The organism is Falsiroseomonas sp. HW251 (genome assembly GCF_050563545.1).
Classification (GTDB): domain Bacteria; phylum Pseudomonadota; class Alphaproteobacteria; order Acetobacterales; family Acetobacteraceae; genus Falsiroseomonas.
In genome coordinates this window covers 86,682-110,786 of record NZ_JBNXUM010000012.1, presented here as the reverse complement: position 1 = coordinate 110,786, position 24,105 = coordinate 86,682, and the positions used below count along the sequence as shown (strand labels likewise).

23 protein-coding genes and 1 tRNA gene are annotated in these 24,105 nt (G+C 71.8%); 9 read left to right on the top strand and 15 right to left on the bottom strand.

Features of this window, described 5'->3' with window-relative positions; all coding sequences use genetic code 11:
* Positions 1-88 precede the first annotated feature (88 nt).
* The 3 genes from ACLF3M_RS16155 to ACLF3M_RS16145 are packed head-to-tail and all read left to right on the top strand — an operon-like array spanning position 89 to position 3,040.
* Positions 89-352, top strand: a complete 264-nt coding sequence (locus ACLF3M_RS16155) for an HPr family phosphocarrier protein (RefSeq protein ID WP_430658060.1) — start codon at positions 89-91, stop codon at positions 350-352.
* Complete coding sequence (gene ptsP / locus ACLF3M_RS16150) at positions 342-2,219, top strand: phosphoenolpyruvate--protein phosphotransferase (RefSeq protein ID WP_430657976.1); 1,878 nt, start codon at positions 342-344, stop codon at positions 2,217-2,219. Before ACLF3M_RS16155 ends, ptsP begins: the two co-directional genes overlap by 11 nt.
* Complete coding sequence (locus ACLF3M_RS16145) at positions 2,219-3,040, top strand: NADPH-dependent oxidoreductase (protein WP_430657975.1); 822 nt, start codon at positions 2,219-2,221, stop codon at positions 3,038-3,040. The genes ptsP and ACLF3M_RS16145 overlap by 1 nt, the downstream gene beginning before the upstream one ends.
* A 70-nt stretch (positions 3,041-3,110) precedes the next feature.
* Here ACLF3M_RS16145 and ACLF3M_RS16140 read toward each other — a convergent pair whose 3' ends face one another.
* The 7 genes from ACLF3M_RS16140 to ACLF3M_RS16110 all read right to left on the bottom strand — a co-directional run bounded on the left by ACLF3M_RS16140 (position 3,111) and on the right by ACLF3M_RS16110 (position 10,744).
* Positions 3,111-3,866, bottom strand: coding sequence for a class I SAM-dependent methyltransferase (locus tag ACLF3M_RS16140; RefSeq protein ID WP_430657974.1), 756 nt, complete (start codon positions 3,864-3,866; stop codon positions 3,111-3,113).
* On the bottom strand, positions 3,866-4,624 hold the full coding sequence (locus ACLF3M_RS16135; protein WP_430657973.1) for an ABC transporter ATP-binding protein: 759 nt from the start codon (positions 4,622-4,624) through the stop codon (positions 3,866-3,868). Before ACLF3M_RS16135 ends, ACLF3M_RS16140 begins: the two co-directional genes overlap by 1 nt.
* Complete coding sequence (locus ACLF3M_RS16130; protein ID WP_430657972.1) at positions 4,624-5,712, bottom strand: FecCD family ABC transporter permease; 1,089 nt, start codon at positions 5,710-5,712, stop codon at positions 4,624-4,626. Before ACLF3M_RS16130 ends, ACLF3M_RS16135 begins: the two co-directional genes overlap by 1 nt.
* Before the next feature lie 80 nt (positions 5,713-5,792).
* On the bottom strand, positions 5,793-6,947 hold the full coding sequence (locus ACLF3M_RS16125) for an ABC transporter substrate-binding protein (protein ID WP_430657971.1): 1,155 nt from the start codon (positions 6,945-6,947) through the stop codon (positions 5,793-5,795).
* Positions 6,948-7,386: 439 nt separating this feature from the next.
* Positions 7,387-8,274 (bottom strand): TauD/TfdA dioxygenase family protein, encoded by an 888-nt coding sequence (locus ACLF3M_RS16120; RefSeq protein WP_430657970.1) that lies wholly within the window; start codon positions 8,272-8,274, stop codon positions 7,387-7,389.
* A gap of 48 nt (positions 8,275-8,322) precedes the next feature.
* Positions 8,323-9,789, bottom strand: a complete 1,467-nt coding sequence (locus ACLF3M_RS16115) for a phospholipase D family protein (RefSeq protein ID WP_430657969.1) — start codon at positions 9,787-9,789, stop codon at positions 8,323-8,325.
* A 58-nt stretch (positions 9,790-9,847) separates the two neighbouring features.
* Positions 9,848-10,744 carry an endonuclease/exonuclease/phosphatase family protein gene (locus ACLF3M_RS16110; RefSeq protein WP_430657968.1) on the bottom strand — a complete coding sequence of 299 codons (897 nt, stop codon included), beginning with the start codon at positions 10,742-10,744 and terminating at the stop codon, positions 9,848-9,850.
* Between the two features lie 187 nt (positions 10,745-10,931).
* Here ACLF3M_RS16110 and ahcY point away from each other — a divergent pair, with 187 nt between their 5' ends.
* Complete coding sequence (ahcY, locus tag ACLF3M_RS16105) at positions 10,932-12,326, top strand: adenosylhomocysteinase (RefSeq protein ID WP_430657967.1); 1,395 nt, start codon at positions 10,932-10,934, stop codon at positions 12,324-12,326.
* A gap of 46 nt (positions 12,327-12,372) precedes the next feature.
* On the opposite strand, the gene ACLF3M_RS16100 is transcribed toward ahcY, so the two are convergent.
* The gene (locus ACLF3M_RS16100; protein WP_430657966.1) at positions 12,373-13,359 is read right to left on the bottom strand and encodes an aldo/keto reductase; all 987 of its coding nucleotides are present in this window, start codon (positions 13,357-13,359) and stop codon (positions 12,373-12,375) included.
* A 102-nt stretch (positions 13,360-13,461) separates the two neighbouring features.
* Between ACLF3M_RS16100 and ACLF3M_RS16095 the strand changes: the two genes are divergently transcribed.
* The 4 genes from ACLF3M_RS16095 (at position 13,462) to ACLF3M_RS16080 (ending at position 17,013) form a co-directional block, all read left to right on the top strand.
* Entirely contained in the window at positions 13,462-14,358 is an 897-nt protein-coding gene (locus ACLF3M_RS16095) for a LysR substrate-binding domain-containing protein (RefSeq protein ID WP_430657965.1), read from the top strand.
* A 66-nt stretch (positions 14,359-14,424) separates the two neighbouring features.
* The gene (locus ACLF3M_RS16090) at positions 14,425-14,844 is read left to right on the top strand and encodes a DUF4149 domain-containing protein (RefSeq protein ID WP_430657964.1); all 420 of its coding nucleotides are present in this window, start codon (positions 14,425-14,427) and stop codon (positions 14,842-14,844) included.
* A 99-nt stretch (positions 14,845-14,943) separates the two neighbouring features.
* On the top strand, positions 14,944-16,026 hold the full coding sequence (locus tag ACLF3M_RS16085) for a TRAP transporter substrate-binding protein (RefSeq protein ID WP_430657963.1): 1,083 nt from the start codon (positions 14,944-14,946) through the stop codon (positions 16,024-16,026).
* A gap of 183 nt (positions 16,027-16,209) precedes the next feature.
* Complete coding sequence (locus tag ACLF3M_RS16080; protein WP_430657962.1) at positions 16,210-17,013, top strand: undecaprenyl-diphosphate phosphatase; 804 nt, start codon at positions 16,210-16,212, stop codon at positions 17,011-17,013.
* Positions 17,014-17,055: 42 nt separating this feature from the next.
* Here ACLF3M_RS16080 and ACLF3M_RS16075 read toward each other — a convergent pair whose 3' ends face one another.
* On the bottom strand, positions 17,056-17,703 hold the full coding sequence (locus tag ACLF3M_RS16075) for a CoA transferase subunit B (RefSeq protein ID WP_430657961.1): 648 nt from the start codon (positions 17,701-17,703) through the stop codon (positions 17,056-17,058).
* Positions 17,704-17,716: 13 nt separating this feature from the next.
* On the bottom strand, positions 17,717-18,454 hold the full coding sequence (locus ACLF3M_RS16070) for a CoA transferase subunit A (protein WP_430657960.1): 738 nt from the start codon (positions 18,452-18,454) through the stop codon (positions 17,717-17,719).
* Positions 18,455-18,598: 144 nt separating this feature from the next.
* On the opposite strand from ACLF3M_RS16070, the gene ACLF3M_RS16065 reads away from it, so the two are divergent.
* Positions 18,599-18,674: transfer RNA gene (locus ACLF3M_RS16065), tRNA-Ala, on the top strand.
* Positions 18,675-18,769: 95 nt separating this feature from the next.
* Here the strand turns inward: ACLF3M_RS16065 and ACLF3M_RS16060 are convergent.
* The 5 genes from ACLF3M_RS16060 to ACLF3M_RS16040 form a co-directional block, all read right to left on the bottom strand.
* Positions 18,770-19,075, bottom strand: a complete 306-nt coding sequence (locus tag ACLF3M_RS16060; protein ID WP_430657959.1) for a hypothetical protein — start codon at positions 19,073-19,075, stop codon at positions 18,770-18,772.
* Positions 19,072-20,199 carry a DNA polymerase III subunit beta gene (gene dnaN, locus ACLF3M_RS16055; RefSeq protein ID WP_430657958.1) on the bottom strand — a complete coding sequence of 376 codons (1,128 nt, stop codon included), beginning with the start codon at positions 20,197-20,199 and terminating at the stop codon, positions 19,072-19,074. The genes ACLF3M_RS16060 and dnaN overlap by 4 nt, the downstream gene beginning before the upstream one ends.
* A 169-nt stretch (positions 20,200-20,368) precedes the next feature.
* The gene (locus ACLF3M_RS16050; protein ID WP_430657957.1) at positions 20,369-21,487 is read right to left on the bottom strand and encodes an NADH:flavin oxidoreductase/NADH oxidase; all 1,119 of its coding nucleotides are present in this window, start codon (positions 21,485-21,487) and stop codon (positions 20,369-20,371) included.
* Complete coding sequence (locus tag ACLF3M_RS16045; RefSeq protein WP_430657956.1) at positions 21,484-22,269, bottom strand: DUF2272 domain-containing protein; 786 nt, start codon at positions 22,267-22,269, stop codon at positions 21,484-21,486. Before ACLF3M_RS16045 ends, ACLF3M_RS16050 begins: the two co-directional genes overlap by 4 nt.
* A complete protein-coding gene (locus ACLF3M_RS16040) occupies positions 22,266-24,074 on the bottom strand; it encodes a hypothetical protein (RefSeq protein ID WP_430657955.1) in 1,809 nt (602 codons plus the stop codon). The genes ACLF3M_RS16045 and ACLF3M_RS16040 overlap by 4 nt, the downstream gene beginning before the upstream one ends.
* Positions 24,075-24,105 lie beyond the last annotated feature (31 nt).

The following is a 24,105-nucleotide window of genomic DNA, read 5'->3' as shown; positions in this document are numbered from 1 at the left end:
TGAAGCCGGCGAGGCCAAGGCCGCCGCCGTCCCCGCGCCGTCCACGGCCGCCGATCCCTGCGGCTGCGATGCGTCGGGGGGGCTCGCGATGCAGCGGACCCTGACGATCACCAACAGCCGCGGCCTGCATGCCCGCGCCGCGGCCAAGCTGGTCACGGTGGCGGAGCGCTTCTCCGCCTGCATCAACGTCTCGCGCCACGGCCAGACCGTGCCGGCCTGCTCCATCATGGGGCTGATGATGCTGGGTGCCGGCCAGGGCAGCGAGATCGTGGTGGAAGCCGAAGGCTGGGACGCCAAGGAAGCGCTCGAGGCGATCGCCGGCCTGGTCGAGGCCGGCTTCCATGAAGATTGAGAAGGCCGAGCGCGAGAAGCCTCACCCGGACCGGCAGGACAGGCCGTCCGAGGCCGCCGCGCGCCGCATGGCGCGCCGCGCCAAGGAAGTGCTGATCAGGGGCATCCCCGTCGCGCCCGGCATCGCCATCGGCACGGTCTTCGACACCTCCGAACCGCCGGCCGAGGCGCCGCGGCGCTCCATCGAGACCGGCCTGGTGGATGCCGAGAAGCAGCGCCTGGCCAACGCCGTCGCGACGTCGAAGAAGCAGGTTGCCAAGCTCAAGACGCGGCTGTCCGTCCTGCCGGAGGAAGCGCAGGAGGAGCTGGAGCCGCTGCTCGATGCCTATGCGATGATGCTGGCCGACAGCCGCCTGATCCGCGGCGCGCGCAAGCGCATCGAGACCAGCCTGCTCGCCGCCGAGACCGCGGTGCATGACGAGGCCGAGGCGATCGCCGATGTCATTCTCGCGGCCAAGGACGACGACAAGGCCGGGCTGAAGCGCCGCGCCGGCGAGGTCAGGGAGATCGCGCGCCGCCTGACCCGCAACCTGACCGCGAGCGGCTTCCGCAGCTTCAAGGACGTGCCGGAGGGCGCGATCCTGGTCGCCGAGGAACTTACCCCCGCCGACGCGGCGCTGATCGACCCTTCGCGCATCGCCGGCGTCGCGACGGAGGAAGGCGGCGCCGACGGCCACACCGCGATCATGCTGCGCGCGCTCGGCATTCCCGCCGTGCTCGGCGCGCCGGGCCTGACGGAGGCCGCGCGCCGCGGCGACCAGGCCGTGCTGGACGGCGCCGCCGGCACCGTCGCGCTGCATCCCACGACGATCACGCTCGGCCACGCCAAGGACCAGGTCGCGGCCTACGCGCGCGAACGCCAGCGCCTGGCGAAGCTGCGGCGCCTGCCCGCCATCACCACCGATGGCGAGCTGGTCGAGCTGCAGGCCAACATGGAGATCCCGGCCGAGCTGCCGCTGATCGCGCAGGCCGGCGCGCAGGGGATCGGCCTGCTGCGCTCCGAGTTCCTCTTCATGAACCGCGAGGACCTGCCGGACGAGGAGGACCAGGTCGCGGCCTATGGCCCGATCGTCGAGGCAATGAACGGCGATCCCGTGACGATCCGCGTGCTCGACTGGGGCGGCGAGAAGGACATGGAGGCGCTGGCCGAGGGCGTGGAGCCCACGCATATCTCGCCCAACCCCGCGCTGGGGCTGCGCGGCATCCGCATGCTGCTCAAGCGCCCCGAGCTTCTGGAGATCCAGTTCGCGGCGATCCTGCGCGTCGCTGCCGTCGCGCCGGAAGGCGCGGTGCGCGTGATGCTGCCGATGGTGACCGTGCCGGGGGAGGTGAAGGCCGCGCGGGACATCTACGACCGCGTCGCCAAGCGCCTGCGCCGCCGCGGCGAGAAGCTGCCGGAGAAGCTGCCCGAACTCGGCGCGATGATCGAGACGCCGGGCGCGGCGCTGGCGGCCGACGCGATCGCGCTGGAGGCCGATTTCTTCGCCATCGGCACCAACGACCTCGCGATGTACACGCTGGCGGTGGACCGCGGCGACGCGGAGGTCGCGCATCTCTACGACCCGCTGCACCCCGCGGTGCTGCGCCTGATGCAGTTCTCGACGGAAGCCGCGCTGCGGCTTCGCATGCCGGTCAGCATCTGCGGCGAGATGGCGGGCAATCCGCGCCTGGTGCCGCTGCTGCTGGGCCTCGGCATACGGTGCCTGTCGATGAACGCGAGCGCGATCCCGCGCGTGAAGCAGGCGGTGCGTGCGCTCGACATCGGGGATTGCGCGCGCTTCGCGCGGCGGGTGATGGAGCAGTCCGATCCCGCGCGCATCCGCGAGCTCGTGGACGGCTTCGCGACGGGCGTGACGGAACGGGGCTGATGGACCTGCCGGAACGCGCAGATCTCGCGCCCCGCTATGGCGGCGCGGCGCCGGCGGTCGCGCTGCCGACCAACCCGGTGCTGGACGTGCTGCTGAACCACCGTTCCATCCGGGCCTTCCTGCGGGATCCGCTGGCCGACGGCGTGCTGGAGACGATCGTCGCCGCCGCGCAATCCGCGCCGACCTCGTCGAACCAGCAGGCCTGGAGCGTGGTCGCGGTGCGCGATCCCCTGCGCAAGGCGCGGCTGTCCGCGCTGTCCGGCAACCAGCGCTTCATCGAGCAGGCGTCGGTCTTCCTCTGCTGGATCGCCGACCTGTCGCGGCTGACGCGGCTCGGCGAGCGGCACCAGCGGCAGCTGGAAGGCCTCGACTACCTCGAATCCTTCATCGTGGCGCTGGCCGATGCGACGCTCGCCGCGCAGAACGCGGCGGTGGCGGCGGAATCGCTCGGGCTCGGCACGGTCTATGTCGGGGGGCTGCGCTACAACCCGGAAGCCGTCGCCAAGGAGTTGGCGCTGCCGCCGAACGCCGTCGCGGTCTTCGGCATGAGCATCGGCCATCCCGATCCCGCGGTGCCGTCGGCGGTGAAGCCGCGCCTGCCGCAGGACCTGGTGCTGCACCACGAGACCTATCGCACCGCGGACGAGGCCGAGGAGATCGTGGCCTATGACGCGCGGCTCGCGGATTTCTCGGAAGCGGTCGGCATGGGGCGGCAGGACTGGACGAAGCGGATGCTGAACCGCGTCGGCAGCGCCGCCGCGCTGAACGGACGCCACCGCATGCGCGAAGCACTGACCGCCCTGGGCTTCAGGCTGCGGTGAATCTTCCTCTCCCGCTTGCGGGGGAGGATGCCGAGCGGAGCGAGGCGGGTAGGGGTCCGCGCGCCCTTCCTCAGCCCTTCACCGCCGACACCGCGAACCTCTCCCACGCCGTCACGCGTAGCCGCACTGCAAGCCGCGCCCCCGCGACCTGTGCGCGATACACCCGCGCCACGTCGTGCCGGCGGAACCCGCCGAATCCCGCGCGCGCCAGGTCACGCTCCAGCACATGCACGCGCAGTCCACCGCGGTAATGCACCTGGGCCTGGATGCGGGCCTTCACCTCCTCGTCGCCGCGCCTGGCCGGCGGCGCGAGCCAGCGCGCGATCGCCTGCTTCACGCGCCCAACCGGTGTCGGTCGTACGAAGTCGCCATCCACCACCAGCAGCCGCCCGCCGGGCTTCAGCACGCGCGCCCAGGCCGCGAAGGCGGCGGGCGCGTCGGGCAGCGTCCAGACGAGGTGTCGCGTCACGACCGCGTCGTAGGTCGCATCGCGATCCGGCAGCGATTCCGCATCGCCGAGAAAGCCGCGCCAGTTCAGCGGGCAGAGCTTCGACCGCGCGCGGGCCAGCATCGCCTCGCTGAGGTCAACGCCCGTCACCGAGGCTCCGAGCGCGCGCAGCATGCGCGAGACCTCGCCGGTACCGCAGCCGAGATCGAGCACGCGCTTGCCTTCCAGCGGCCCCAGCGCCTTGGCGATCATCGCTTGCCAGGCGGCGGCCGGCGCGCCGTCGCCGATGCGGTGGGCGATGTCGTCGTCGAAGCCCGCAGACCGATCCGACCAATACGCCGCGATCTCGTCCTTCAGCGACCAGTTCGCACCGTCCATCACAGATGTGCCTCCACGGTGATCGACCCCCGGCTGTTCCGCTCCACCCGCAGCGACACGCGATACGCCGCGGCGCAGCAGGAGGAGGACAGCACTGCCTCCGGCTCGCCATCGCCGGCGATCGCACCCTCGCGCAGCAGCAGCACGCGATCGGCGTGACGACCGGCGAGCGCCAAGTCGTGCAGCGCGACGATGACGATGGCCTGGCGCTCCTCGGCGATCCGCCGCAGTAGGGCCAGGACCTGCAGCTGGCGATGCAGGTCGAGCGCGCTGGTCGGCTCGTCCAGCAGCAGCACCGGCGCCGGCACGACCAGGCCTTGCGCGACCGCGACCATCTGCTGCTGCCCGCCGGACAGCGCGCCGACCGGCCGCGAGGCGAGGTCGGCAATGCCGAGACGCGAGAGCATCGCCGCCGCCGCGGCCTCGTCGTCGGCGCCGCCCATGCCGCGCTGCTTCAGCGCCAGCAGCACGGTGTCGAAGACCGTCAGCGCCGCGGTCGTGGCATAGGCCTGCGGGACATAGCGCACGCGCCTCACGCGCTCCGCCGGGCGCAGCCGCGCGATGTCGGCGTCGTGCAGCCGGATCGCGCCGCGCGAAGGCATCAGGCCCGCGACAGCACGCAGGAAGGTGGACTTGCCCGCGGCGTTCGGCCCGATCAGCGCGGTCAGCGTGCCCGGCCTGAACGGATCGGGCGTCGCGCCGGCGATCACGCGCTGGCGGCCATGCGCGACATGCAGGTCGGCGACATGCAGCGCCATCAGCCGATCCCCCGGCGCGACAGCACCAGCGACAGGAACACCGGCACGCCGACCAGCGCGGTGACGATGCCCAGCGGGAAGATGGTTCCCGGCACTAGCGTCTTCGACACGATGGACGCGCCGGACAGCAGCGCCGCGCCGCCGATTGCCGAGAGCGGGACGAAGAAGCGCTGCTCCTCGCCCACCAGCAGCCGCGCGACATGCGGGCCGACCAGGCCGACGAAGCCGATCACGCCGACGAAGGACACCGCGGTCGCGGCCAGCAGCGAGACCAGCGCGAGGACCTCGAGCCGCACGCGGCCGACATCCACGCCGAGCGAGCGCGCGCGCTCCTCGCCGAGGCGGATCGCGCTCAGCGCCCAGCGGTGCCGCCAGAGCAGCGGCGCCGCAACGGCGAGCACCGCGAAGGCGATGCCGATGCGCGTCCAGTTGGACCGGCCGAGCGAGCCCATCATCCAGAAGATGATCTGCTGCAACTGCACTTCGCTGGCGCGGTACTGCAACAGGCCGAGCAGCGCGTTGAAGCTGAACATCAGCGCGATGCCGAACAGGATCATGGTCTGCGCGTTCACCCCGCGCAGCCGCGTCAGCAGATGCACCGCCGCGGCCGCGAGCAGCGCGAAGGCGAAGGCGTTGCCGGTCACCGCCGCGGTGCCCGCGACACCCGGCAGCAGCCCCCAGCCCAGCACGACCGCCAGCGCCGCGCCGACCGAGGCGGCGGAGGAGATGCCGAGCGTGAAGGGATCGGCCAGGGGGTTCGCCAGGATGGTCTGCATCTGCGCGCCGGCCAGGCCCAGCATCGCGCCGATCAGCACGGCCATCGTCGCGACCGGCAGGCGGATGTCCCAGACGATCACGCGCAGCCGTCGCGGCTGCGCCTCGGGGTCGAGCAGCGTGGCCAGGATGTCGGAGGCCGACAGCGCGCCAGGTCCCGTGGCCAGGTCCCAGGCGAAGCTGCACAGCATCGCGCTCGCCGCGACGGCCAGCACCAGCGACTGCCAGCGCAGCCGCGCGCGATAGGCTGCGACCGGCGCGGCCAGATCCGTCTTGTCCTGACGGTCATTAGGGCCAGCCGCATCTGGCTTCATCGGGCTCGGCGATTCACGCTGCTCGTCCACCCGCCTGCGGCGTTCGCACGGCGAGCGATCGCGGGCAATGGCGGCGGACATCAACCCGCGGGCCGCTCGAGCGTCGCCCAGAAGATCCCGCCATAGGGGATGGGCAGGAAGCGCTCATGCAGCGTGCGGAAGGTCGCTTCGGGATCGAGCGTGGCGAAGAGCTCGGGCTGCGACCACTTCGCGAAGGCCTGCAGTGCGACCACGTGATACGGGCTGATGTAGAACTGGTGATAGACGCTGTGGAAGCGGCCCTCGCGCACCGCCTTCAGCCCCGCGAAGACCGGTCGCTGCGCCAGCGCGCGCAGGCGATTCTGCACCTCGGCTGGCGTCGCGTCGTAGCCCAGCAGCACCGCCGTGACATCCGGCTTGGTCTCCGCCCAGTTGGCGCCGGTGCCGATGATCAGGTCGGGATCCTCGGCCAGCAGTGCCTCGGGGTTCACCAGGCCGCCGACGCCGCGGAAATGCGCCGTGCCCCAGTTGCGCGCGCCGGCCATCCCCAGCAGCGCGCCGAGATAGGCGTCGCCCCAGGTGCGGCAGCATTCGTTGGGGTCGTAGCCCGCGGATTGCTCGATGAAGGCCAGCGGCTTCGCGCCGTCCGGCAGGTCCTTGACGCGGTCGCGCACGACGGCGGATTGCTCCGCGTAGAAATCGGCGAAGGCGCGCGCGGCGCCGGGCCGGTCCATGATGGTGCCGAGGATCTCGATGCTCGGCACCGTGTTCTTCACGGCCTCCTCGCGCACATCCACGAAGACCGAGGGGATGCCCGCGCGGTCCAGCGTCGCGATGATGCCGGCATCCTGCATCCGCCGCATCGAGCCCAGCGTGAAGACCACGACATCGGCATCCAGCGCGATCACGCGCTCCGCGCTGAAATCGCCGGAGTAGGAGGAGCCGAGTTCGGGGATGCGCTCCATGCCCGGGAACCGTGCGCGGTAGCGCCGCCAGGCATCGGGATCGAAGAGCCGCATGTCGTTGCCCCAGGCCGCGAGCGTCCCGAAGGGGTTGTCGCGATCGAGCAGGACGGTCGCGGCCAGCAGCCGACCTTCGCCCAGGACCATGCGCTTCGCACCGCGCGGGACCTCGACACGCCGGCCGGCGATGTCGGTGATCACCGTGGTCGGCACGCGCTGCGCGAGGACGGGCGGGGCGGCAAGCAAGGCGGCGGCCAGCGCGCCGAGGCGCCGGCGCGAGAGGGAAGGCGGCATGGTCGAGGTCTCCTGCTGCGGAGAGTGATATTGCGAGTCATTCGCAATTGCAAGCATGCCTTCGGTGATTGCCCCATTCACGCCCCACCCCGGCCCTGCCATCGCCCAGCGCAACACCGACGCTCCGCATCATGAGCAACGAGGCGATCAGGATCCGTACCTTCCACCGCGCCCCGATCCGGCGCGCGGCGGTCACCGGGCTCTTCGCGCTGTGGCTCGCGCCGCTGCCGGCAGAGCCGTGGCCCGGGGAGGAAGCTGCCCTCCCCGTACCCCTCCCGCCAAGGGTCAGTGGACCCTTGGAACCCATGAGTTCAACGACGAAGGGGGAGGGGGCCGACGTGCCCCCTCCCCCTTCGTCGTTATACTGATCGCGGGTCCAGGGGCCCGACGGCCCCTGGCAGGGAGGGTACGGGAGGGACAGCGTCCCTCCCGGCAGCCATTACGCCGCCTGCTCCAGCGTCGGCGCCACGTCCGCCACCGTCGTCCGGTGCAGGTCCCGCACCTGGTCCGGCGGCGCGCGGCGCGCGCGGTGCATCGTCACGCGGTTGTCCCACATGACGAGGTCATCCGGCCGCCAGACATGGGCATGCACGAAGTCCCGCTGCGTCGCGTGTTCCGTCAGGTCGCGCAGCAGCATGCGCGCCTCCGGGATCGGCCAGCCGCGGATCGCGCCGGCATGGGCTGAGAGGAACAGCGACAGCCGACCCGTGCGCGGATGCCGCCGCACTAGGCGCTGCGGCACGGGCTGCCATTTCGCGCGCTCCTCCTCTGTGAAGGCATCGAAGCCGAGCGTGCCGCGCGAGTACAGCTGGCTGTGCTCGGCGATCAGGTCGCGGACGAGCGCCTTCGTCTCCTCGTCCAGCGCGTCCCAGGCCGCGCGCATGTCGGCGAATTCGGTGTTGCCGCCGGAGCCCGGGATCACGCGCGCAGAGAGCAGCGAATACTTCGCCGGCGTCGGCTTGAAGCTGCTGTCGCTGTGCCAGAGCATGTTGCCCAGCGCGAAGAGACGCCGCCGGTCGTCGCGCGCCAGCACGCCGCCGTCACGGTCGAGGTTGGAGATGTCGTTGATCTCCATCGAGAGGCGCCGCTGCGTGCCCTGCGCGATGTCGCCGGTCGCCAGCTCGAGCTCGCCGAAATGCCGGCTGAACGCGACCTGCTGCGCGTCGTCGATGCGCTGGTCGCGGAAGACCAGCACGCCGTAGTGGTCCATGCCGGCCTCCACCGCGGCGGCTTCTGCTGGCGTGATGCCGCCGGCGATGTCGAGGCCCGAAACCTCGCCCACGAAGCCGGGGCGCGCCGGGTCGGCGGGACGGATCGTGACCGTCATCCTGGGTTCCTCCTTGCTGGCGGCAGAATAGCGCAGCGCGGCGCCTTGCTACAGCTGCTCCTCCACCGGCAGAACGCGCGCGAGCCAGGCGACCAGCGTGCGCCGCCAGGATGCGCCGGGCTCGGCGTGGCGGATGCGCGCCTCGTCGCACCAGGCGATGCGCCCGCCGCGCAGCGTCACGCGCCAGCTCAGCGCGGGATCCATCAGCCGCTCCTGTTCCGCCGCGACCTCCTTCGCCACGGCGGGGTTGCGCACGAAGGCGCCCATCTCCGTGTTCAGCGCGGCCGAGCGCGGGTCGAGGTTGAAGGAGCCGACGAAGGCCAGCAGCCCGTCCACCACCAGCGCCTTGGTGTGCAGCGCCGCACCGCCGCGCGATCCCAGCAGGCTTGCCTTCTCGTCCTCCGGCCCGGGCTTCAGCTCGTGGATCGCGACGCCGGCCTCCAGCAGCGGGCGGCGATACTTCATGTAGCCGCCATGCACCGCGACCACGTCCGTCGCTGCCAGCGAATTCGTGACCACGCTCACCTTCACGCCGCGCGCCACGAGATCGAGCAGCAGCCGCATGCCCGCGCGGCCCGGCACGAAATAGGGCGAGATCAGCCGCACCTCCCGCCGCGCGGCGCGCAGCGCATCCGCGATGTCGGCTGCGATGCCGCCCGCCGCGCGCGCGCGCCGCCGCGCGCCGAGGCCTCGCCGCGCCTTCTCCGGCGGCTCCGCGATCACGCGCACGGCATCCTCGGCGACCGGCGCCAGGCCGCGGCGGATGCGGCGCGAGGGCGGCTCCCGCAGGGCCGCAAGCAGCCCGGTCGCGCGGGGATCGCGCAGGCAGCCATCGAGGTCGCGGCGCAGCGCGTCCAGCGCGCCGGCGCGGTTGCCGGCGGCCGACGTCTCGGTCGCCGGCCGCGCCAGCGGGCTTGTCCAGTAGCGTTCGAACACCGCGCAGGCGCCCTGCGCGATGCCGCCGGCGAGCACCAGGTCGAGGTCGCGGAAATTGATCGCGCCTTCCTCGTCCAGGCCGAAATACTCGTTGCCGATGTTGCGCCCGCCGACGACGGCGAGCTGCCCGTCGGCGATCCAGGCCTTGTTGTGCATGCGCCGGTTGAGGTGCCAGCCGCCGAAGACGATTTCCAGCGCGTAGCCCCAGCGGCCGAAGCGGCGCCAGCGCGTGCCGTTGAAGAGCTTCACCGTGATATTCGGATGCTCGTCCAGCGCGGCGATCGCGCGCTGGTGGCCGATGGCAAACGCGTCGTCGAGCAGCATCCGCACCGTGACGCCGCGATCCGCCGCGGCCAGCACCTCCCGCGCGAGCAGCCGTCCGGTCAGATCGCCGCGCCACACATAGTATTGCAGGTCGAGGCTGCGCCCCGCGGCGCGGGCCGAGGCCGCGCGGATCGCATAGGCCTCCGGCGCCAGGGGCAGCACGGTGATGCCGGCCTGGCGTTCCCCGCCGGCGCCGATCGCGACGAGCGCGGCGCGCACGGCGCGTTCCAGGCGGGTCGGGAGCGGGGCGGTCATGCCGGGCGAGGGATCCTCCGCCTGCCAAACGACCGGCAACGGAGGCGGTTCGGTCCGGCTACGCTGCGGCGCGTCGCTCGGCGAAGGTCTCGGCGATCGCCGCGAGATGCAGCCGGGCCGTCAATGGCAGGTGGTCGGAGGCGATGCGCGCCAGCGGGCTGTCATGCACCTCGACATCGGTCACCAGCGGCTTCGGCCAGGCCAGGATGCGGTCCAGCGGCAGCATCGGCAGGCGCGCCGGGAAGCTCGCAGGGCCGCCCGCGACGGGCCCGAACAGCGGCGCGAGCATGCGCAGCGACGACTTCTCCCCGGGGTGCCATTCGTTGAGGTCGCCGCAGAGCACGGTCGGGAGGGGGTCCCGCTCCTCGAGCGCCGCGAGGATGGCGGTGGACTGGCGCCGGCGGCAGCGCGGCAGCAGGCCGAAATGCGCGGCGACCAGCCGCAGCGGCCCGTGCCTGAGGTCGAGGTCGGCGACGACGGCGCCGCGCGGCTCCGCCCCTGGAAGATCGAGGCGCCGCAGCCGGGCTCGCGTGCCGGGCCGCACCAGGATCGCGTTGCCGTGCCAGCCCAGCCCCTCCTGCAGGTCGGAGACGGGAAGCGGGACCAGGCCTGTCTGCTTCTCCAGCAGCTTGCGGTCCAGCAGGCCGATGCGCTTGCCGAAGCGCCGGTCGGCTTCCTGCAGCGCCACGATGTCGGCGCCGAACTCGGCGATCACGGCGATCGACCGGTGCGGGTCGAAGCGCCCGTCCAGGCCGACGCATTTGTGCAGGTTCCAGGATGCGAGGATCAGCTCCCCCTCGCCCGGCGCGGTGCGCGGGGCCGGGCTTCGCCGGCGCGCTTCGCGAAGCTCTGCAATGAGTTGGCGCACATTGGCCCCCGTCGCTCTCAATTGCTCCGCCATGCGGAGCGTGTCGGGCGCACGCAGGAAGCGCCGCTGGGCTGGCGGGGGGGTCATCCGGGGAGGCGGAGGTCCAGGCGAACGTCTCGACAGGCCAGAGGATGGTTCGTGCGGCGGGGGATGCCAAGTGGAATCCTGTGCTCCGGAAGACATAAACATATCCTTATATCTGACGGGTAAGGCTTGGCCTTCTCCCCCACCCGTGCTAACCGGCCGCACCGCTACCCGTACAGGATCGCAGGCCATGGCCGACTACGTCGTGAAGGACATCTCGCTGGCCGATTGGGGCCGCAAGGAAATCGCCATGGCCGAGGACGAGATGCCCGGCCTGATGGCGGTGCGTGAGGAATACGGCAGGCAGCAGCCGCTGAAGGGCGCGCGCGTCGCGGGCTGCCTGCACATGACGATCCAGACCGCGGTCCTGATTGAGACGCTGAAGGCGCTCGGCGCCGATGTCCGCTGGTCGTCCTGCAACATCTTCTCGACCCAGGATCATGCCGCGGCCGCCATCGCCGCGACCGGCACGCCGGTCTTCGCGGTGAAGGGCGAGAGCCTGCCGGAATACTGGGACTATGTCCGCAAGACCCTCGAATGGGCCGATGGTGGCGAGCCGAACATGCTGCTCGACGACGGCGGCGACATGACGCTGCTGGTCCATTACGGCCTGAAGGCCGAGAAGGGCGACACCGCCTTCCTCGACAAGCCGACGAACGAGGAGGAGGAGGTCTTCTACGCCCTGATCAGGCGCACGCTGACGGAGAAGCCCGGCTGGTTCGCCAGGCTGGCGGCGTCCATCAAGGGCGTGTCGGAGGAGACGACGACCGGCGTGCATCGCCTCTATGTCATGGCGAAGGAAGGCCGGCTGCTCTTCCCCGCGATCAACGTCAACGACAGCGTCACCAAGTCGAAGTTCGACAACCTCTATGGCTGCCGCGAGAGCCTGGTGGACGGCATCCGCCGCGGCACCGACGTCATGATGGCCGGCAAGATCGCGATGGTCTGCGGCTTCGGCGACGTCGGTAAGGGCAGCGCCGCCAGCCTGCGCAACGCCGGCTGCCGCGTGATGGTGTCTGAGGTCGACCCGATCTGCGCGCTGCAGGCCGCGATGGAAGGCTATGAGGTCGTGACGATGGAGCAGGCGGCACCCCGCGCCGACATCTTCGTCACCGCGACCGGCAACGTCGATGTCATCACCATCGACCACATGCGCGCGATGAAGCACCGCGCGATCGTGTGCAACATCGGCCACTTCGACAGCGAGATCCAGGTCGCCGCGCTGAAGAATCACAAGTGGACGAATGTGAAGCCGCAGGTGGACGAGATCGAGTTCCCCGACGGCAAGCGTATCATCCTGCTTAGCGAAGGCCGCCTGGTGAACCTCGGCAACGCCACCGGCCATCCGAGCTTCGTGATGAGCGCGTCCTTCACCAACCAGACCCTCGCGCAGATCGAGCTGTGGACCAATCCCGGCAAGTACGAGCGGAAGGTCTACACGCTGCCGAAGCACCTCGACGAGAAGGTCGCCGCGCTGCACCTGGCCAAGGTCGGCGCGACGCTGACGAAGATGTCCAAGCAGCAGGCCGACTACATCGGCGTGCCGGAGCAGGGCCCCTTCAAGGCCGAGCAGTACCGCTACTGAGCCGCGCCGCGCGCCCCGTCCGGAACGGCGGGGCGCGCGGAGACGCTCACCGCTCGCTGTCGAGCGTCGCCATCTGCGCCTCGGCGTAGCGGGACCCCGCGGCCGCGCCCTTCGGCACCGCCGCCTCGATCGCGGCGAGGTCCGCCGGGGTCAGGCGCAGCGGCAGTGCGCCGAGCGCCTCCGCCAGCCGGTCGCGCCGTCGCGCGCCGACCAGCGGAACGATGTCCGCGCCCTGCGCCGCCACCCAGGCGATCGCGACCTGCGCCACCGTCGCGCCACGCGAAGCGGCGACGCCGCGTAGCGCCTCCACCAGCGCCAGGTTCCGCGCGAGGTTCTCGCCCTGGAAACGTGGCGAATGCGCGCGGAAGTCGCGCGGGCCGGCCGGCGCTGCGAAATGCCCGCTGATCAGCCCGCGCGACAGCACGCCATAGGCGGTGATGCCGATGCCCAGGCTCCGGCAGGCCTGCAGTATGCCGTCCTCGACCCCGCGCGACACCAGCGAATACTCGATCTGCAGGTCGCTGATCGGGTGCACCGCGGCGGCGCGGCGGATCGTCTCCACGCCGACCTCGGACAGCCCGACATGGCGGACGTAGCCCGCCTTCACGAGGTCGGCGATGGCGCCGATGGTCTCCTCGATCGGCACCGCGGGATCGAGCCGCGCCGGGCGGTAGGTGTCGATGACCTCGGTGCCGAGCCGCTTCAGGCTGTAGGCCGCCGCCGCCTTCACCGCCTGCGGCCGCGCATCGTAGCCGAGCCAGGCGCCATCCGGGCCGCGCTGCGCGCCGAACTTGACGCTGAGCAGCACGTCCTTCCGCCGCGACCCCAGCGCCTCGGCGATCAGCATCTCGTTGTGGCCCATGCCGTAGAAGTCGCCGGTGTCGAGCAGCGTCACGCCGGCATCGAGCGCGGCGTGGAGGGTCGCGATGCTCTCCGCCCGGTCGGCGGGGCCGTAGAGATCGGACATGCCCATGCAGCCGAGGCCGAGGGCGGAAACGCGCGGGCCGGCCGCGCCGAGTTGACGATGGTCCATGACGAGGGCTCCTGCCGGGGTTCGGACGCGACGGGTTATGGGGCGGGACGATCCGTGCGATAATCCGTGAACTTCGGAACGCCCCGTACGGTATTTCGCACAATGCCCGAGCCCGACCTGGCCGACCTCGACGCCTTCGCCGCCGTGGCCCGCGCCCGCAGCTTCCGCAGGGCGGCGAGCCTGCGCGGGGTTTCCGCCTCCGGCCTCAGCGAGGCGGTGCGGCGGCTGGAAGCGCGCCTCGGCCTCGGCCTGCTGGTGCGCACCACGCGCAGCGTCACGCCGACCGAGGCGGGCGCGCGGCTGCTGGCGCGGCTCTCGCCCGCGCTCGGGGAGGTCCGCGCGGCGCTGGACGAGATCGAGGCGGGGCGCGGCGTCTCCGGCACGCTGCGGCTGAACGTGCCGGGCGCGGTGGCTCGGCTGGTGCTGCCGGGGTTGCTGCCGCGCTTCATGGCGGCGCATCCCGCCCTGTCGGTCGAGATCGCGGTGGAGAACGGCTTCCTGGACGTGTTCGCCGCCGGCTTCGACGCCGGCATCCGCTACGATGAGCGGCTGGAGCGCGACATGATCGCGGTGCCGATCGGCCCGCGCGAGCAGCGCTACGCCACCGCCGCGGCGCCCGGCTTCCTAGCGGTGCATGGCACGCCGGCGCATCCCCGCGACCTGCTGCGCCTGCCCTGCCTGCGCCACCGCTTCGAGAGCGGCGTCGTCGCGGCCTGGGAGTTCGAGAAGGCGGGCGAGACGCTGCGCCTCAGCCCCGACGGCCCGCTGGTAACGCAGTCCATCGAGGTGCGGACGGCCGCCGCGGTCGCCGGCCTCGGGCTGATCCAGGCCTTCGAGGGCTTCATGGCGGCGGAGCTCGCGGATGGGCGCCTGGTCGAGGTGCTGGCGGCGTGGGCGCCGCGCTTCGCCGGCCCCTTCCTCTATTACCCGAGCCGGCGGCACATGGCGCCGGCGCTGCGCGCCTTCGTGGACTTCGTGAAAGCCGAGGGTGCGGCGTGACGCGGGTCGCCTGCGCCGCCAAGGCGCCGAGCTTGCGCGCCCGTGGCGCGGGCCGATATCCCGGCGGTGACCGTGCTCGCCCTCATCGCCCTGCTCGCCGCCGCGCTGTTGACGGGAGGCATGGTGTTCTTCGCCGCCCTTGTCGCGCCCCTGGTCTTCCGCGTGCTGCCGGCCGAGGCAGGCGGGCAGTTCATCCGCGCGCTGTTCCCCCGCTACTACCTCTGGGTCGTGGGCTGCGCGGCGGCGGCGGCCGTGGCGCTGCTCCCGCTGTCCAGGGTCGATGCGGGGATCATGGCGGCGGTGGCGGGCCTCGGCGTCTGGCTGCGCCAGGCCCTGATGCCGCGGATCAACGCGCTGTCCGACCGCGCCAAGGCCGGCGACGCGGCGGCGGCGAAGGGCTTCGACCGCGCCCATCGCCTGTCGGTGATCGCCAACCTGCTGCAGATGATCGCCGCGGCGGTGGTGCTGGCGGGCTTCGTCATCTGACTGCAACGGCACCTATTTGCCGCCGCGTCCCGATGGATTAAGCCTGCCCCAGCCGCGGGCAGGTGCCCGCGAGAACCGCTTCGCCGGAGGAAACCGCCCGTGAATCGCCGTGCCCTGCTGGGCGCCGCCGCCACCGTGCCGGCGCTCGCCACCCCCGCCCTCGCCCAGTCCCTGCCGGAGGTCCGCTGGCGCTGCCAATCCGCCTTCCCGCGCCTGTTCGACGTCCTCTTCGGCACCGCCGAGAAGATCAGCCAGCGCGTCTCGGTCCTGACCGAAGGCAAGTTCCGCATCCAGCTCTTCCCCGCGCCCGAGATCGTGCCCGTTGGCGGCATCGTGGACGCGCTGCAGCAGGGCAGCCTGGAATGCGCGCACACCGCCTCCTACTACTACGTCGGCAAGGAGCCGGGCTTCGCGCCCTTCACCGCCTTCCCCTTCGGCCTGAACACCCGGCAGATGACGTCGTGGTTCCGCTTCGGCGGCGGCAACGACCTCGCGAACGAGCTGTTCCGCGACTACAACATCACCGCCTTCACCGCCGGCGACACCGGCGCCCAGATGGGCGGCTGGTTCCGCGAGGAAATCCCCGACCTCGCCAAGGTCCGCGGCCTGAAGTTCCGCATCCCGGGCCTGGCGGGGCAGCTGTTCCAGCGGCTCGGCGCCGTGCCGCAGAACGTCGCGCCCGGCGACATCTACTCCGCGCTGGAGCGCGGCGTCCTGGATGCCGTGGAGTTCGTCGGCCCGCATGACGACGAGCGCGCGAACTACGTCCGCGTCGCCCGCTTCTACTACGCGCCAGGCTTCTGGGAGCCGGGCGCGCGGCTGCACTTCATGACCAACAGCCGCGCCTATGACGCGCTGCCCGATCCCTACAAGGCCGCGCTGCAGGTCGCCTGCGGCGAGGCCGATGCCGAGATGGTGGCGCGCTACGACGCGCTGAACCCGCCGGCGCTGCGCCGCCTGATCGCCGCCGGCGCGCAGCTCCGCTTCTGGCCGCGCCCGATCCTGGAAGCCGCCTGGCGTGCCAACGAGGAGCAGATCGCCGAGATCGGCCGCAACAACGCCCGCTTCAAGAAGATCATGGACAGCTACCTGCCGTTCCGCACGGAGATGTTCCAGTGGTTCCGCGTGGCGGAGAACAGCTATGACAACTTCGCCTTCACCGCCGCCCAGACGGTGCGCTGAGTTCCTGATTCCTCCGCCACTTCTCCCTCCCCCGCAGTTGCGGGGGAGGGCCGGGGTGGGGGCGGAAACCACCTCCACGACGGCCCCTTCCCGGGGGCCTTTTCTTTTGTTCATCGCCCGCCGCCTTGGCCCGGCGCGCCGGCCGCGGTTATCACGCTCCGACACCCGGAGCCGCCGACCACGATGGACCTGACCGCCCTGCTCTCCGCCGCCGTGATGGGCGTGGTGGAGGGCCTGACCGAGTTCCTCCCGATCTCCTCGACCGGGCACCTGATCCTGCTCGGCACGCTGATCGGCTTCGAGGGCCCGCCGGGCAAGGTCTTCGAGATCTCGATCCAGCTCGGCGCGATCCTGGCGGTCGTGGTGCTGTTCTGGCGCACGCTGCTGGACCTCGTGCTGAACGCCTGGCGACCCGGCGCGCAGCGCTACTACGTGATCAACCTCATCCTCGCCTTCGTGCCCGCGGCGGTGATCGGCGCGACGCTGCACGGCACGATCACGCGGCTGCTGTTCAACCCCTATGTCGTCTGCTTCGCGCTGATCGCCGGCGGCATCGCGATCATCCTGATCGAGCGCGCGCGCCCCGACCCCACCATCCGCTCCGTGCCGGAGATCGGGCCGCTGGCCGCGCTGCTCATCGGCTTCGGCCAGGCGCTGGCGATGATCCCCGGCACGTCGCGGTCGGGCGCCACCATCATCACCGCGCTGGTGGTCGGCGTGGAGCGCCGCACCGCGGCGGAATTCAGCTTCGTCCTCGCGATCCCGACGATGCTGGCCGCCACGGTCTATTCGCTGTTCAAGGCGCGGCACGAGCTCGACTTCTCGGGCCTCGGGCAGATCGCAGTCGGCTTCGTCGTGGCCTTCGTCGTCGCGCTGGTGGTGGTGCGCTGGGTGATGGCGGTGATCGGACGCATCGGCTTCACGCCCTTTGCGTGGTACCGCATTGCGCTGGGCAGCGTGATGCTGGTGGTCCTTGCCTTCCGCTGAGGCGCGGCGGATGGGGGAGGGCCGGGCCCTCCCCCGCAGTCGTCAGGCGGCGACCGCCACCTTGTAGTCTGCGCCCGTCTTCGCGCGGATCTCTTCCTCGGTCACGCCGCGCGCGATCTCGACCAGGCGCATGGGCTCGCTGCCCTTCTTGTCGATCGCGAAGACGCCGAGGTCGGTGATCACCATGTCCACGACCCGCCGCCCGGTCAGCGGCAGGTTGCATTCCTTGAGCAGCTTGTGGCTGGTGCCGGCGACGTGCTCCATCAGCACGATCACCATCTTCACGCCGGCGACGAGGTCCATCGCGCCGCCCATCCCCTTCACCATCTTGCCCGGGATCATCCAGTTCGCGAGGTCGCCGTTCTGCGCGACCTGCAGCGCGCCCAGGATCGACAGGTCGATATGCCCGCCGCGGATCATCCCGAAGGACTGCGCGCTGTCGAAGAAGGATGTGGTCGGCAGCGCCGTGATGGTCTGCTTGCCGGCATTGATGAGGTCGGGATCCTCCTCGCCCTCATACGGGAAGGGCCCGAGGCCGAGCATCCCGTTCTCGCTCTGCAGCTGCACCGTCATCCCCGCGGGGACGTGGTTCGCCACCAGCGTCGGGATGCCGATGCCGAGGTTGACATAGAAGCCGTCCTGCAGCTCGCGCGCGGCGCGGGCTGCCATCTCGTCGCGGGTCCAGGGCATGGTCGCGTTCTCCTCAGATCGGGCGGATGGCCGGGCCGGCGGCGGAGGGATCGTGCTTCCGCACCGTGCGGTTCTCGATCCGCTTCTCGTAGCCCGGCGGGCAGGCGATGATGCGCTTGACGAAGATGCCCGGCGTCTGGATGTGGTCGGGATCGATCTCGCCGGGGCGGACCAGGTGCTCGACCTGCGCGACCGTCACCTTCGCCGCGGTGGCCATGATCGGATTGAAGTTTCGCGCGGTCTTCCGGTAGCTGAGGTTCCCCTCGTGGTCGCCGGTATAGGCGTGCACCACCGCGAGGTCGGCGAAGAGCGTGCGCTCCATCAGGTAGGTCTCGCCGTCGAACTCGGCGGTCGGCTTGCCTTCCGCCACCGCGGTCCCGACGCCGGTCTTCGTATAGAAGGCGGGGATGCCCGCGCCGCCCGACCGGATGCGCTCGGCCAGCGTGCCCTGCGGGTTGAACTCGATCTCGAGCTCGCCGGCCAGGTACTGCTTTGCGAAGGTCGCGTTCTCCCCGACATAGCTGCTGATCATCCTCCGGATCTGGCGCGTCTCCAGCAGCATGCCGAGGCCCACGCCGTCGATGCCGGCGTTGTTGGAGATGCAGGTCAGGTCCTTCACGCCGGATTCACGGATCGCCTCGATCAGGAGGTTGGGGATGCCGCAGATGCCGAAGCCGCCGGCCATGATGGTCATGCCGTCCTTCAGCAGGCCGGCCAGGGCGTCCCTGGCGTCCTTGTGCACCTTCCTCATGGTCGAAACCCCTGGCTGTCTGTGGCGCACCCTATTGAGGCGAGGCCGGGCTTGGAAGGGGGGCACAGCGGCGTGATCATTTGGCCAGCCGCACCCTTGCGCCCCCCGGGGTCGGAGGTTATACGGCGCGCCTCCCAGGACTGCGGGGCCATAGCTCAGTTGGGAGAGCGCTTGAATGGCATTCAAGAGGTCAGGGGTTCGACTCCCCTTGGCTCCACCAGGTTCCGCGCTGCAATAAGTTGACGCGCAAAGGTTCGGGGCCGTCGCGCAAGCGTCGGCCCCGACTTTTCCCGACGCCGCATTGCCCGGAACCGTTCAGCGCGGCCTGAATGCGACGCTCAGGCCTGCTCCCGGCCCGTCGAGCCATTGCAGCGCGCCGCCGAGGACGGCGGGCGGGAAGCCCGGGCCGTCGTCGCGCGTCGCGAGGTCCACGATACCGTCCTCTCCCTCATGCAGCCGCACCGAAAAGCGCGTGCCGCGGCGCGGGCGGAAGACATGCTTGCAGGCATTGATCGCAGCTTCGTTCACCAGGAGAACGAGCGCCGTCACCGCACGGACGGAAAGCGGCCCGGTCCGCCCGCGGACGCGGCCCGGCAGCTGGCCGGCCGCCGAGGCTTTCACACCCGCATCGGCATCAGCACGTACAGCGCCTCAGGCTTCGCACTGTCGGTGACGATGGTCGGCGCCGAGCCGTCGGAGAAGCGGAACTCCACCTGCTCGACGATCTGGTCGGTGATGTCGTTGAGGTAGCGGGCCTGGAACCCGATCTCGAGCGGGCTCGAATCATAGCTCACGGTGTCGCCGTCCAGCTCCTCCTGCGCCTGGCCCAGCTCGGGGCTGATCGCGGAGAGCAGCAGGTGGTTGCGGTCCACACTGAGCTTCACCGGGCGCGAGCGCTCGCTGCTGATGCCGGCAACGCGCGCGACGGCCGCGGCGAAGTCGTTCTTCGCGACCTTCAGCACCTTGTCGTTGCCGCGCGGGATGACGCGCTCGTATTCCGGGAAGGTGCCGTCGATCAGCTTCGACGTCAGCTGCACCGCCCCCAGCGTGAAGCGGACCTTGGTGTCGGACAGCGCGACCTGGATCTCGTCCTGCACCTCCTCCGCCAGCTTGCGCAGCTCGTTGATCGTCTTGCGCGGGATGATGACGCCGGGCATGCCCGACGCGCCTTCCGGCAGCGGCTCCTCGATGCGGGCCAGGCGGTGGCCGTCGGTCGCCACCGCGCGCAGCACCTTCGCTCCCCCGGCCTCGGTCGCGTGCATGTAGATGCCGTTGAGGTAGTAGCGCGTCTCCTCCGTGGAGATCGCGAAGCGCGTGCGGTCGATCAGCTCCCGCAGGCCGCCGGCGGGCAGGGCGAATTTGTGCGGCAGCTTGCCTTCCGTCATGGAGGGGAAGTCGTCCACCGGCAGGACCGCGAGCTTGGCGTCGAAGCGCCCCGCGCGGAGCGTCAGCTGCGCGTCGCCGCCGGGATGGTCCAGCTCGACCTTGGCGCTTTCCGGCAGCTTGCGGACGATCTCATACAGCGTCGCGGCCGGCGCGGTGGTGCGGCCCTGGCGGGTGATGGTGACGCCCGGGATCTCCTCGACCACCGCGATCTCCATGTCGGTCGCGGTGAGCTTGAGCCCGGCCTCGCGCGCTTCGAGCAGGACGTTGGCGAGGATGGGAATGGTGTTCCGCCGCTCCACCACGCTCTGCACATGCGCGAGCGCCTTGAGGAGCACGGCCCTGTCCACGGAGAACTTCATCGCCCGACACCCCGACGCTGGGACCGGCGCCGCGGGATCCTATGCCCCGCCGCGTGCCTGGTTCCCGTTGGCTCCCATCCCCCCGGCAGGGCCGAGGGGCCGGGCACCTTACCAGCGCGGTAGCGGGAGTAGAAGGCGGGGGCGGGCGTAACCTCTTCCCGCCCGCGTCCTACCCCAGCGGCCTCATCGGCTCCGCCGTCTCCATCCGCATCTGCAGCTTCGCGATGCCGTTCCAGCCGCGCTCGTATTGCGGCGGGGTCCTCACCGCGTCCGGGCGGCCCAGCGCCGCCGCGGCCCGGATCGGCCAATAGGGATCGCGCAGCACGGCGCGGGCCAGAAGGATCATGTCGGCCTTGCCCTCCGCCACAATGGCCTGGGCCTGCTCCGGTTCGGTGATCATCCCGACCGCGGCCACCGCCAAGCCGGCGCCTTCCCGCACTGCCTCGGCGCCCGGCACCTGGTAGCCGGGCCCGACCGGGATCTTCTGCCGCGTCGGCTCGATCCCGCCGGAGGAGACGTCCAGCAGGTCCACCCCGAGCGCCTTCACCCGCCTCGCCAGCTCGACGCTCTCGGCCGTCGTCCAGCCGCCCTCGATCCAGTCGGTGTGGGAGATGCGGAGCCCGAGCGGCATGTCGTCCGGGATCGCGGCGCGGACGGCCTTCGCCACCTCCGTCACGACGCGCGTGCGGCCCTCGAAGTCGCCGCCCCAGCGGTCGTTGCGGCGGTTCGAGATCGGCGAGAGGAACTGGTGGAGCAGATAGCCATGCGCGCCATGCAGCTCGATCAGCCGGTACCCCGCCTGCACGGCGCGCCTGGCGCAGGCCGCGAAGAGGCCGGGCAGCGCCGCGACCTCCTCCCCGGTCATGGCGCGCGGCACGGCGAAGTCGGCCGTCGGGATCGCGGAGGGCGCCAGCGTCTCCCACCCCGGCTCGGCCGGGCCGTTCAGCCATTGCGCCAGCCGGCTCGCCTTGCGCCCGGCATGGCCGATCTGGATGGCGGGCACCGCGCCGGCGTGGGCGATGGCGCGCGCCAGGCGCGCATGGGCCGGGATCTGCGCATCCTCCCACAGGCCGACATCGCCGGGGGTGATGCGGCCCTCCGGCGTGATGGCGGTCGCCTCCACGAAGACGAGGCCCGCGCCGCCGATCGCGCGCTGCAGCAGATGGGCCAGGTGCCAGTCCGTCGGCACGCCGTCGCCGTCGCAGCAATACATGCACATCGGCGAGACGCCGATGCGATTGGCCAGCGTCACCCCACGCAGGGTCAGCGGATCAAACAGGTGGCTCATTCATTCCCCCAGGGCGGCAGCCGGCCGAGCCGGCTCTGCATGATGACGACCACGGGTGCACGGCCCGGCGGCGCGGGCAAGAGCCGCCCCTGCGCATCCGTCGCGAAATGCAGCATCGTGACGGCGTCGCCGACATTCCCGCCCACTGCGCGCACCACCCGCTCCCGCGCATCCACGCCGACGACGATGTCGCAATGCATCGGGCGGACCGCGCCGGTCTCCGGCAGCCGGTCCTGCCAGCGCCGCAGCGGCGCGGCGGAACGGTCGCGGCACACCAGGTCGCCGGGGCGCGGCGCGTAGTCCTCCGGTGCGTTGGGCAGGAAGGGCGCGGTGTCCGGGAAGGCCGCGGCGTCCGCGATCAGCGCATCCAGGTAGAGCGCATGCGTGGCATTCGGCGGAAACTCCCGCGCATCCACCCCGGCGCTGCGGAACACCCAGGAGATGAAGGCCGCCGACCATTGCGGCTCGGCCCAGATCGCCTCCCGCGCGCCGGCGAGGACGGCCCGGTAGCGCGCGCGGTTGTCCGCGATCGCGCCGTAATCCACCGGCACCGCGCGCCAGTAGGCGAGCACGCGCGGGAAGTTCCGGGGGTCGCTTTCCGGGCTGCCGGGCGGGCCGGCCTCGAAGGCCGGCTGGACCGGCGATCCCCAGTCCCGCCATTCCTCCGTCGCGATCCGCACCACGCGCTCCGCCGCCGAGGGCGGGTAGGGGATCGGCGGCGTCGCCGGCGCCGCCGCCGTGGCGCAGCCCCCGAGCAGCAGCAGGGCCGCCAGGACCCTCACGCCGTCGCGGTCTGCCGCGTCAGCACCAGCCGCTCCGGCGCCAGCAGCGCGAGCGTCGCCATCGCCTGCAGCCCCGGCCCGAAGCCCTGCGGCCCCTGCACGACCAGCGCGCCGCCGCGCGGCTGCACCATCGGGCGCAGCAGGTTCACCGCGGCGCGGTGCAGCGCGCGGCCGCGCTCGATCGTGCCGGGCGCGACCTGCAGCCCGGCCTCCGCCGCCAGCACCGCCGCGCCGGCGGCCCGCGCCAGCAGCGCCAGCCCCTCGGCCTGCGTCGCATCGATCGGCCGGTCCGCGAGCGACAGCGGCACGCCGACCGCGTCCAGCGCGCGTTCCAGCGCACGCATCGCCTCCGGCACCGTGCCGGCCGCGCGCGCGAAGGCGAGCGCCGCCATGGCCTGCGCCGGCAGGAGCGGCGAGACCACGCCCTTCTCGTCCAGCATGCCCGCGAGTTGCGCCACCACCCGCGCCTGCGCCGATGCCGCCCAGCCGATCCCGGCGCGGCGCAGCGAGTCCAGCGCGACCGCCGCCTCGGCCAGCGCCATCGCGTCGGGCGCCGCGGCCTCGATCCGCGCAAAGTGGCGTTCGGCGAAGGCGGCGAGCGCCGCGCGGCGATCCTCCGGCATGCGGGCCTGCCAGGTGCCGGCGAAGAACAGCGCCGCGGCCACGGCCTGCAGCACCGCGCCCGAGGGCGGGGCGGCGTCGAGGTCCATCCCCTCCAGCGCCGCCGCCGCCGCGCCGTCCGGCAGGGCGGGGCCGAGATAGCGGTCCTCGCTGACCGTCAGCGTCTCGCCGGCGGCGAGCGTCACGAAGCCATGGCGCGGGATCAGCCAATGCACCGCGCCGGCCTGGCGAGCTTCCGCGGTGACGGACATAACGCGCGCCGGATCGGCCGGGCGCAGGTCGAGCACCGGCGCGCCTTCCGGCCAGCCCACGGCGCCGATGACCATGCGCGAGACCGGCCTGCCCTTGCTCCAGCTCGAACCGCCGGGCGCCGCGGGCATCGCCATGTCGCGCCAGGCGCCGTCCTCCTCGATGCGGGCGGCGGTCGCGCCGAGCCCGCCCTCGTCCAGCGCGTCGGCCGACAGGGTCAGGCGCACGCGGTCCAGCCGGCGCGATGCGGTGAAGGACGCGGTGACCCGCAAGACGGGGCTGCCCGGCGTGACCTCGTAGGTCACGGCCAGGCGCCCGGCCTCCGCGACTGAGCCCCAGAGCCAGCCGGCCTTGCCGCGGATCGCGCTGACATGGCGCAGCAGGATGCGCCCGTCCTGCCGCGTGACGGACTGCTCGACGACCGCGTCCTCCACGTCGGCGCAGGTGGCGAAGCGGCCGGCGCGGAACTCCACCATGTTGCCGCCATGGCGGATTGCGGCGCGCCCGCCGCGCAGCGTCTGGGTCAGCTCCCCGCGCCCGAGGTCGCCGCCGAGGCGCCAGAAGGCGGTCGAGACATCCACGTCGCGTGGATCGTCCCGCCCCGCCTCGAGCCCGGCGGCTACGGCGCGCCGGCAGGGCATCGGCGCGTCGGCCATGGCCATCAGGAAGTCCAGGATCGCGTCTGCCGTCGCGGGGTCGGCGTCGCGGATGCCGGGCAGCAGCAGCAATTCGGCCGCGCGGGCATTGGCCTCAACGGGGAGGAAGGAGCTGCCCTCGGCCTCGGCCAGGGCGCGGTGGGGACGCCCCCCGATCCCCGCGGCGCGGGCGAGCGGCGCAAGCGGCGCGACGAGGCGGTCGCGGTCGGCATCCTGCAGCAGGTTTCGCATGGCGGCTCCTATACTGGCGGCGCCGGGTTGCGGGAAGGTTGTGGCCATGACGGCCCTCCCCCGCTTTCGCGGGAGAGGG

What these genes read in the sequence shown, in the direction of transcription:
- ACLF3M_RS16155 (WP_430658060.1), top strand. Translation starts at nt 89, where the DNA reads ATGCAGCGGACCCTGACGATCACCAACAGCCGCGGCCTGCATGCCCGC.
- ptsP (WP_430657976.1), top strand. Translation starts at nt 342, where the DNA reads ATGAAGATTGAGAAGGCCGAGCGCGAGAAGCCTCACCCGGACCGGCAG.
- ACLF3M_RS16145 (WP_430657975.1), top strand. Translation starts at nt 2,219, where the DNA reads ATGGACCTGCCGGAACGCGCAGATCTCGCGCCCCGCTATGGCGGCGCG.
- ACLF3M_RS16140 (WP_430657974.1), bottom strand. Translation starts at nt 3,866, where the DNA reads ATGGACGGTGCGAACTGGTCGCTGAAGGACGAGATCGCGGCGTATTGG.
- ACLF3M_RS16135 (WP_430657973.1), bottom strand. Translation starts at nt 4,624, where the DNA reads ATGGCGCTGCATGTCGCCGACCTGCATGTCGCGCATGGCCGCCAGCGC.
- ACLF3M_RS16130 (WP_430657972.1), bottom strand. Translation starts at nt 5,712, where the DNA reads ATGAAGCCAGATGCGGCTGGCCCTAATGACCGTCAGGACAAGACGGAT.
- ACLF3M_RS16125 (WP_430657971.1), bottom strand. Translation starts at nt 6,947, where the DNA reads ATGCCGCCTTCCCTCTCGCGCCGGCGCCTCGGCGCGCTGGCCGCCGCC.
- ACLF3M_RS16120 (WP_430657970.1), bottom strand. Translation starts at nt 8,274, where the DNA reads ATGACGGTCACGATCCGTCCCGCCGACCCGGCGCGCCCCGGCTTCGTG.
- ACLF3M_RS16115 (WP_430657969.1), bottom strand. Translation starts at nt 9,789, where the DNA reads ATGACCGCCCCGCTCCCGACCCGCCTGGAACGCGCCGTGCGCGCCGCG.
- ACLF3M_RS16110 (WP_430657968.1), bottom strand. Translation starts at nt 10,744, where the DNA reads ATGACCCCCCCGCCAGCCCAGCGGCGCTTCCTGCGTGCGCCCGACACG.
- ahcY (WP_430657967.1), top strand. Translation starts at nt 10,932, where the DNA reads ATGGCCGACTACGTCGTGAAGGACATCTCGCTGGCCGATTGGGGCCGC.
- ACLF3M_RS16100 (WP_430657966.1), bottom strand. Translation starts at nt 13,359, where the DNA reads ATGGACCATCGTCAACTCGGCGCGGCCGGCCCGCGCGTTTCCGCCCTC.
- ACLF3M_RS16095 (WP_430657965.1), top strand. Translation starts at nt 13,462, where the DNA reads ATGCCCGAGCCCGACCTGGCCGACCTCGACGCCTTCGCCGCCGTGGCC.
- ACLF3M_RS16080 (WP_430657962.1), top strand. Translation starts at nt 16,210, where the DNA reads ATGGACCTGACCGCCCTGCTCTCCGCCGCCGTGATGGGCGTGGTGGAG.
- ACLF3M_RS16075 (WP_430657961.1), bottom strand. Translation starts at nt 17,703, where the DNA reads ATGCCCTGGACCCGCGACGAGATGGCAGCCCGCGCCGCGCGCGAGCTG.
- ACLF3M_RS16070 (WP_430657960.1), bottom strand. Translation starts at nt 18,454, where the DNA reads ATGAGGAAGGTGCACAAGGACGCCAGGGACGCCCTGGCCGGCCTGCTG.
- dnaN (WP_430657958.1), bottom strand. Translation starts at nt 20,199, where the DNA reads ATGAAGTTCTCCGTGGACAGGGCCGTGCTCCTCAAGGCGCTCGCGCAT.
- ACLF3M_RS16050 (WP_430657957.1), bottom strand. Translation starts at nt 21,487, where the DNA reads ATGAGCCACCTGTTTGATCCGCTGACCCTGCGTGGGGTGACGCTGGCC.
- ACLF3M_RS16040 (WP_430657955.1), bottom strand. Translation starts at nt 24,074, where the DNA reads ATGGCCACAACCTTCCCGCAACCCGGCGCCGCCAGTATAGGAGCCGCC.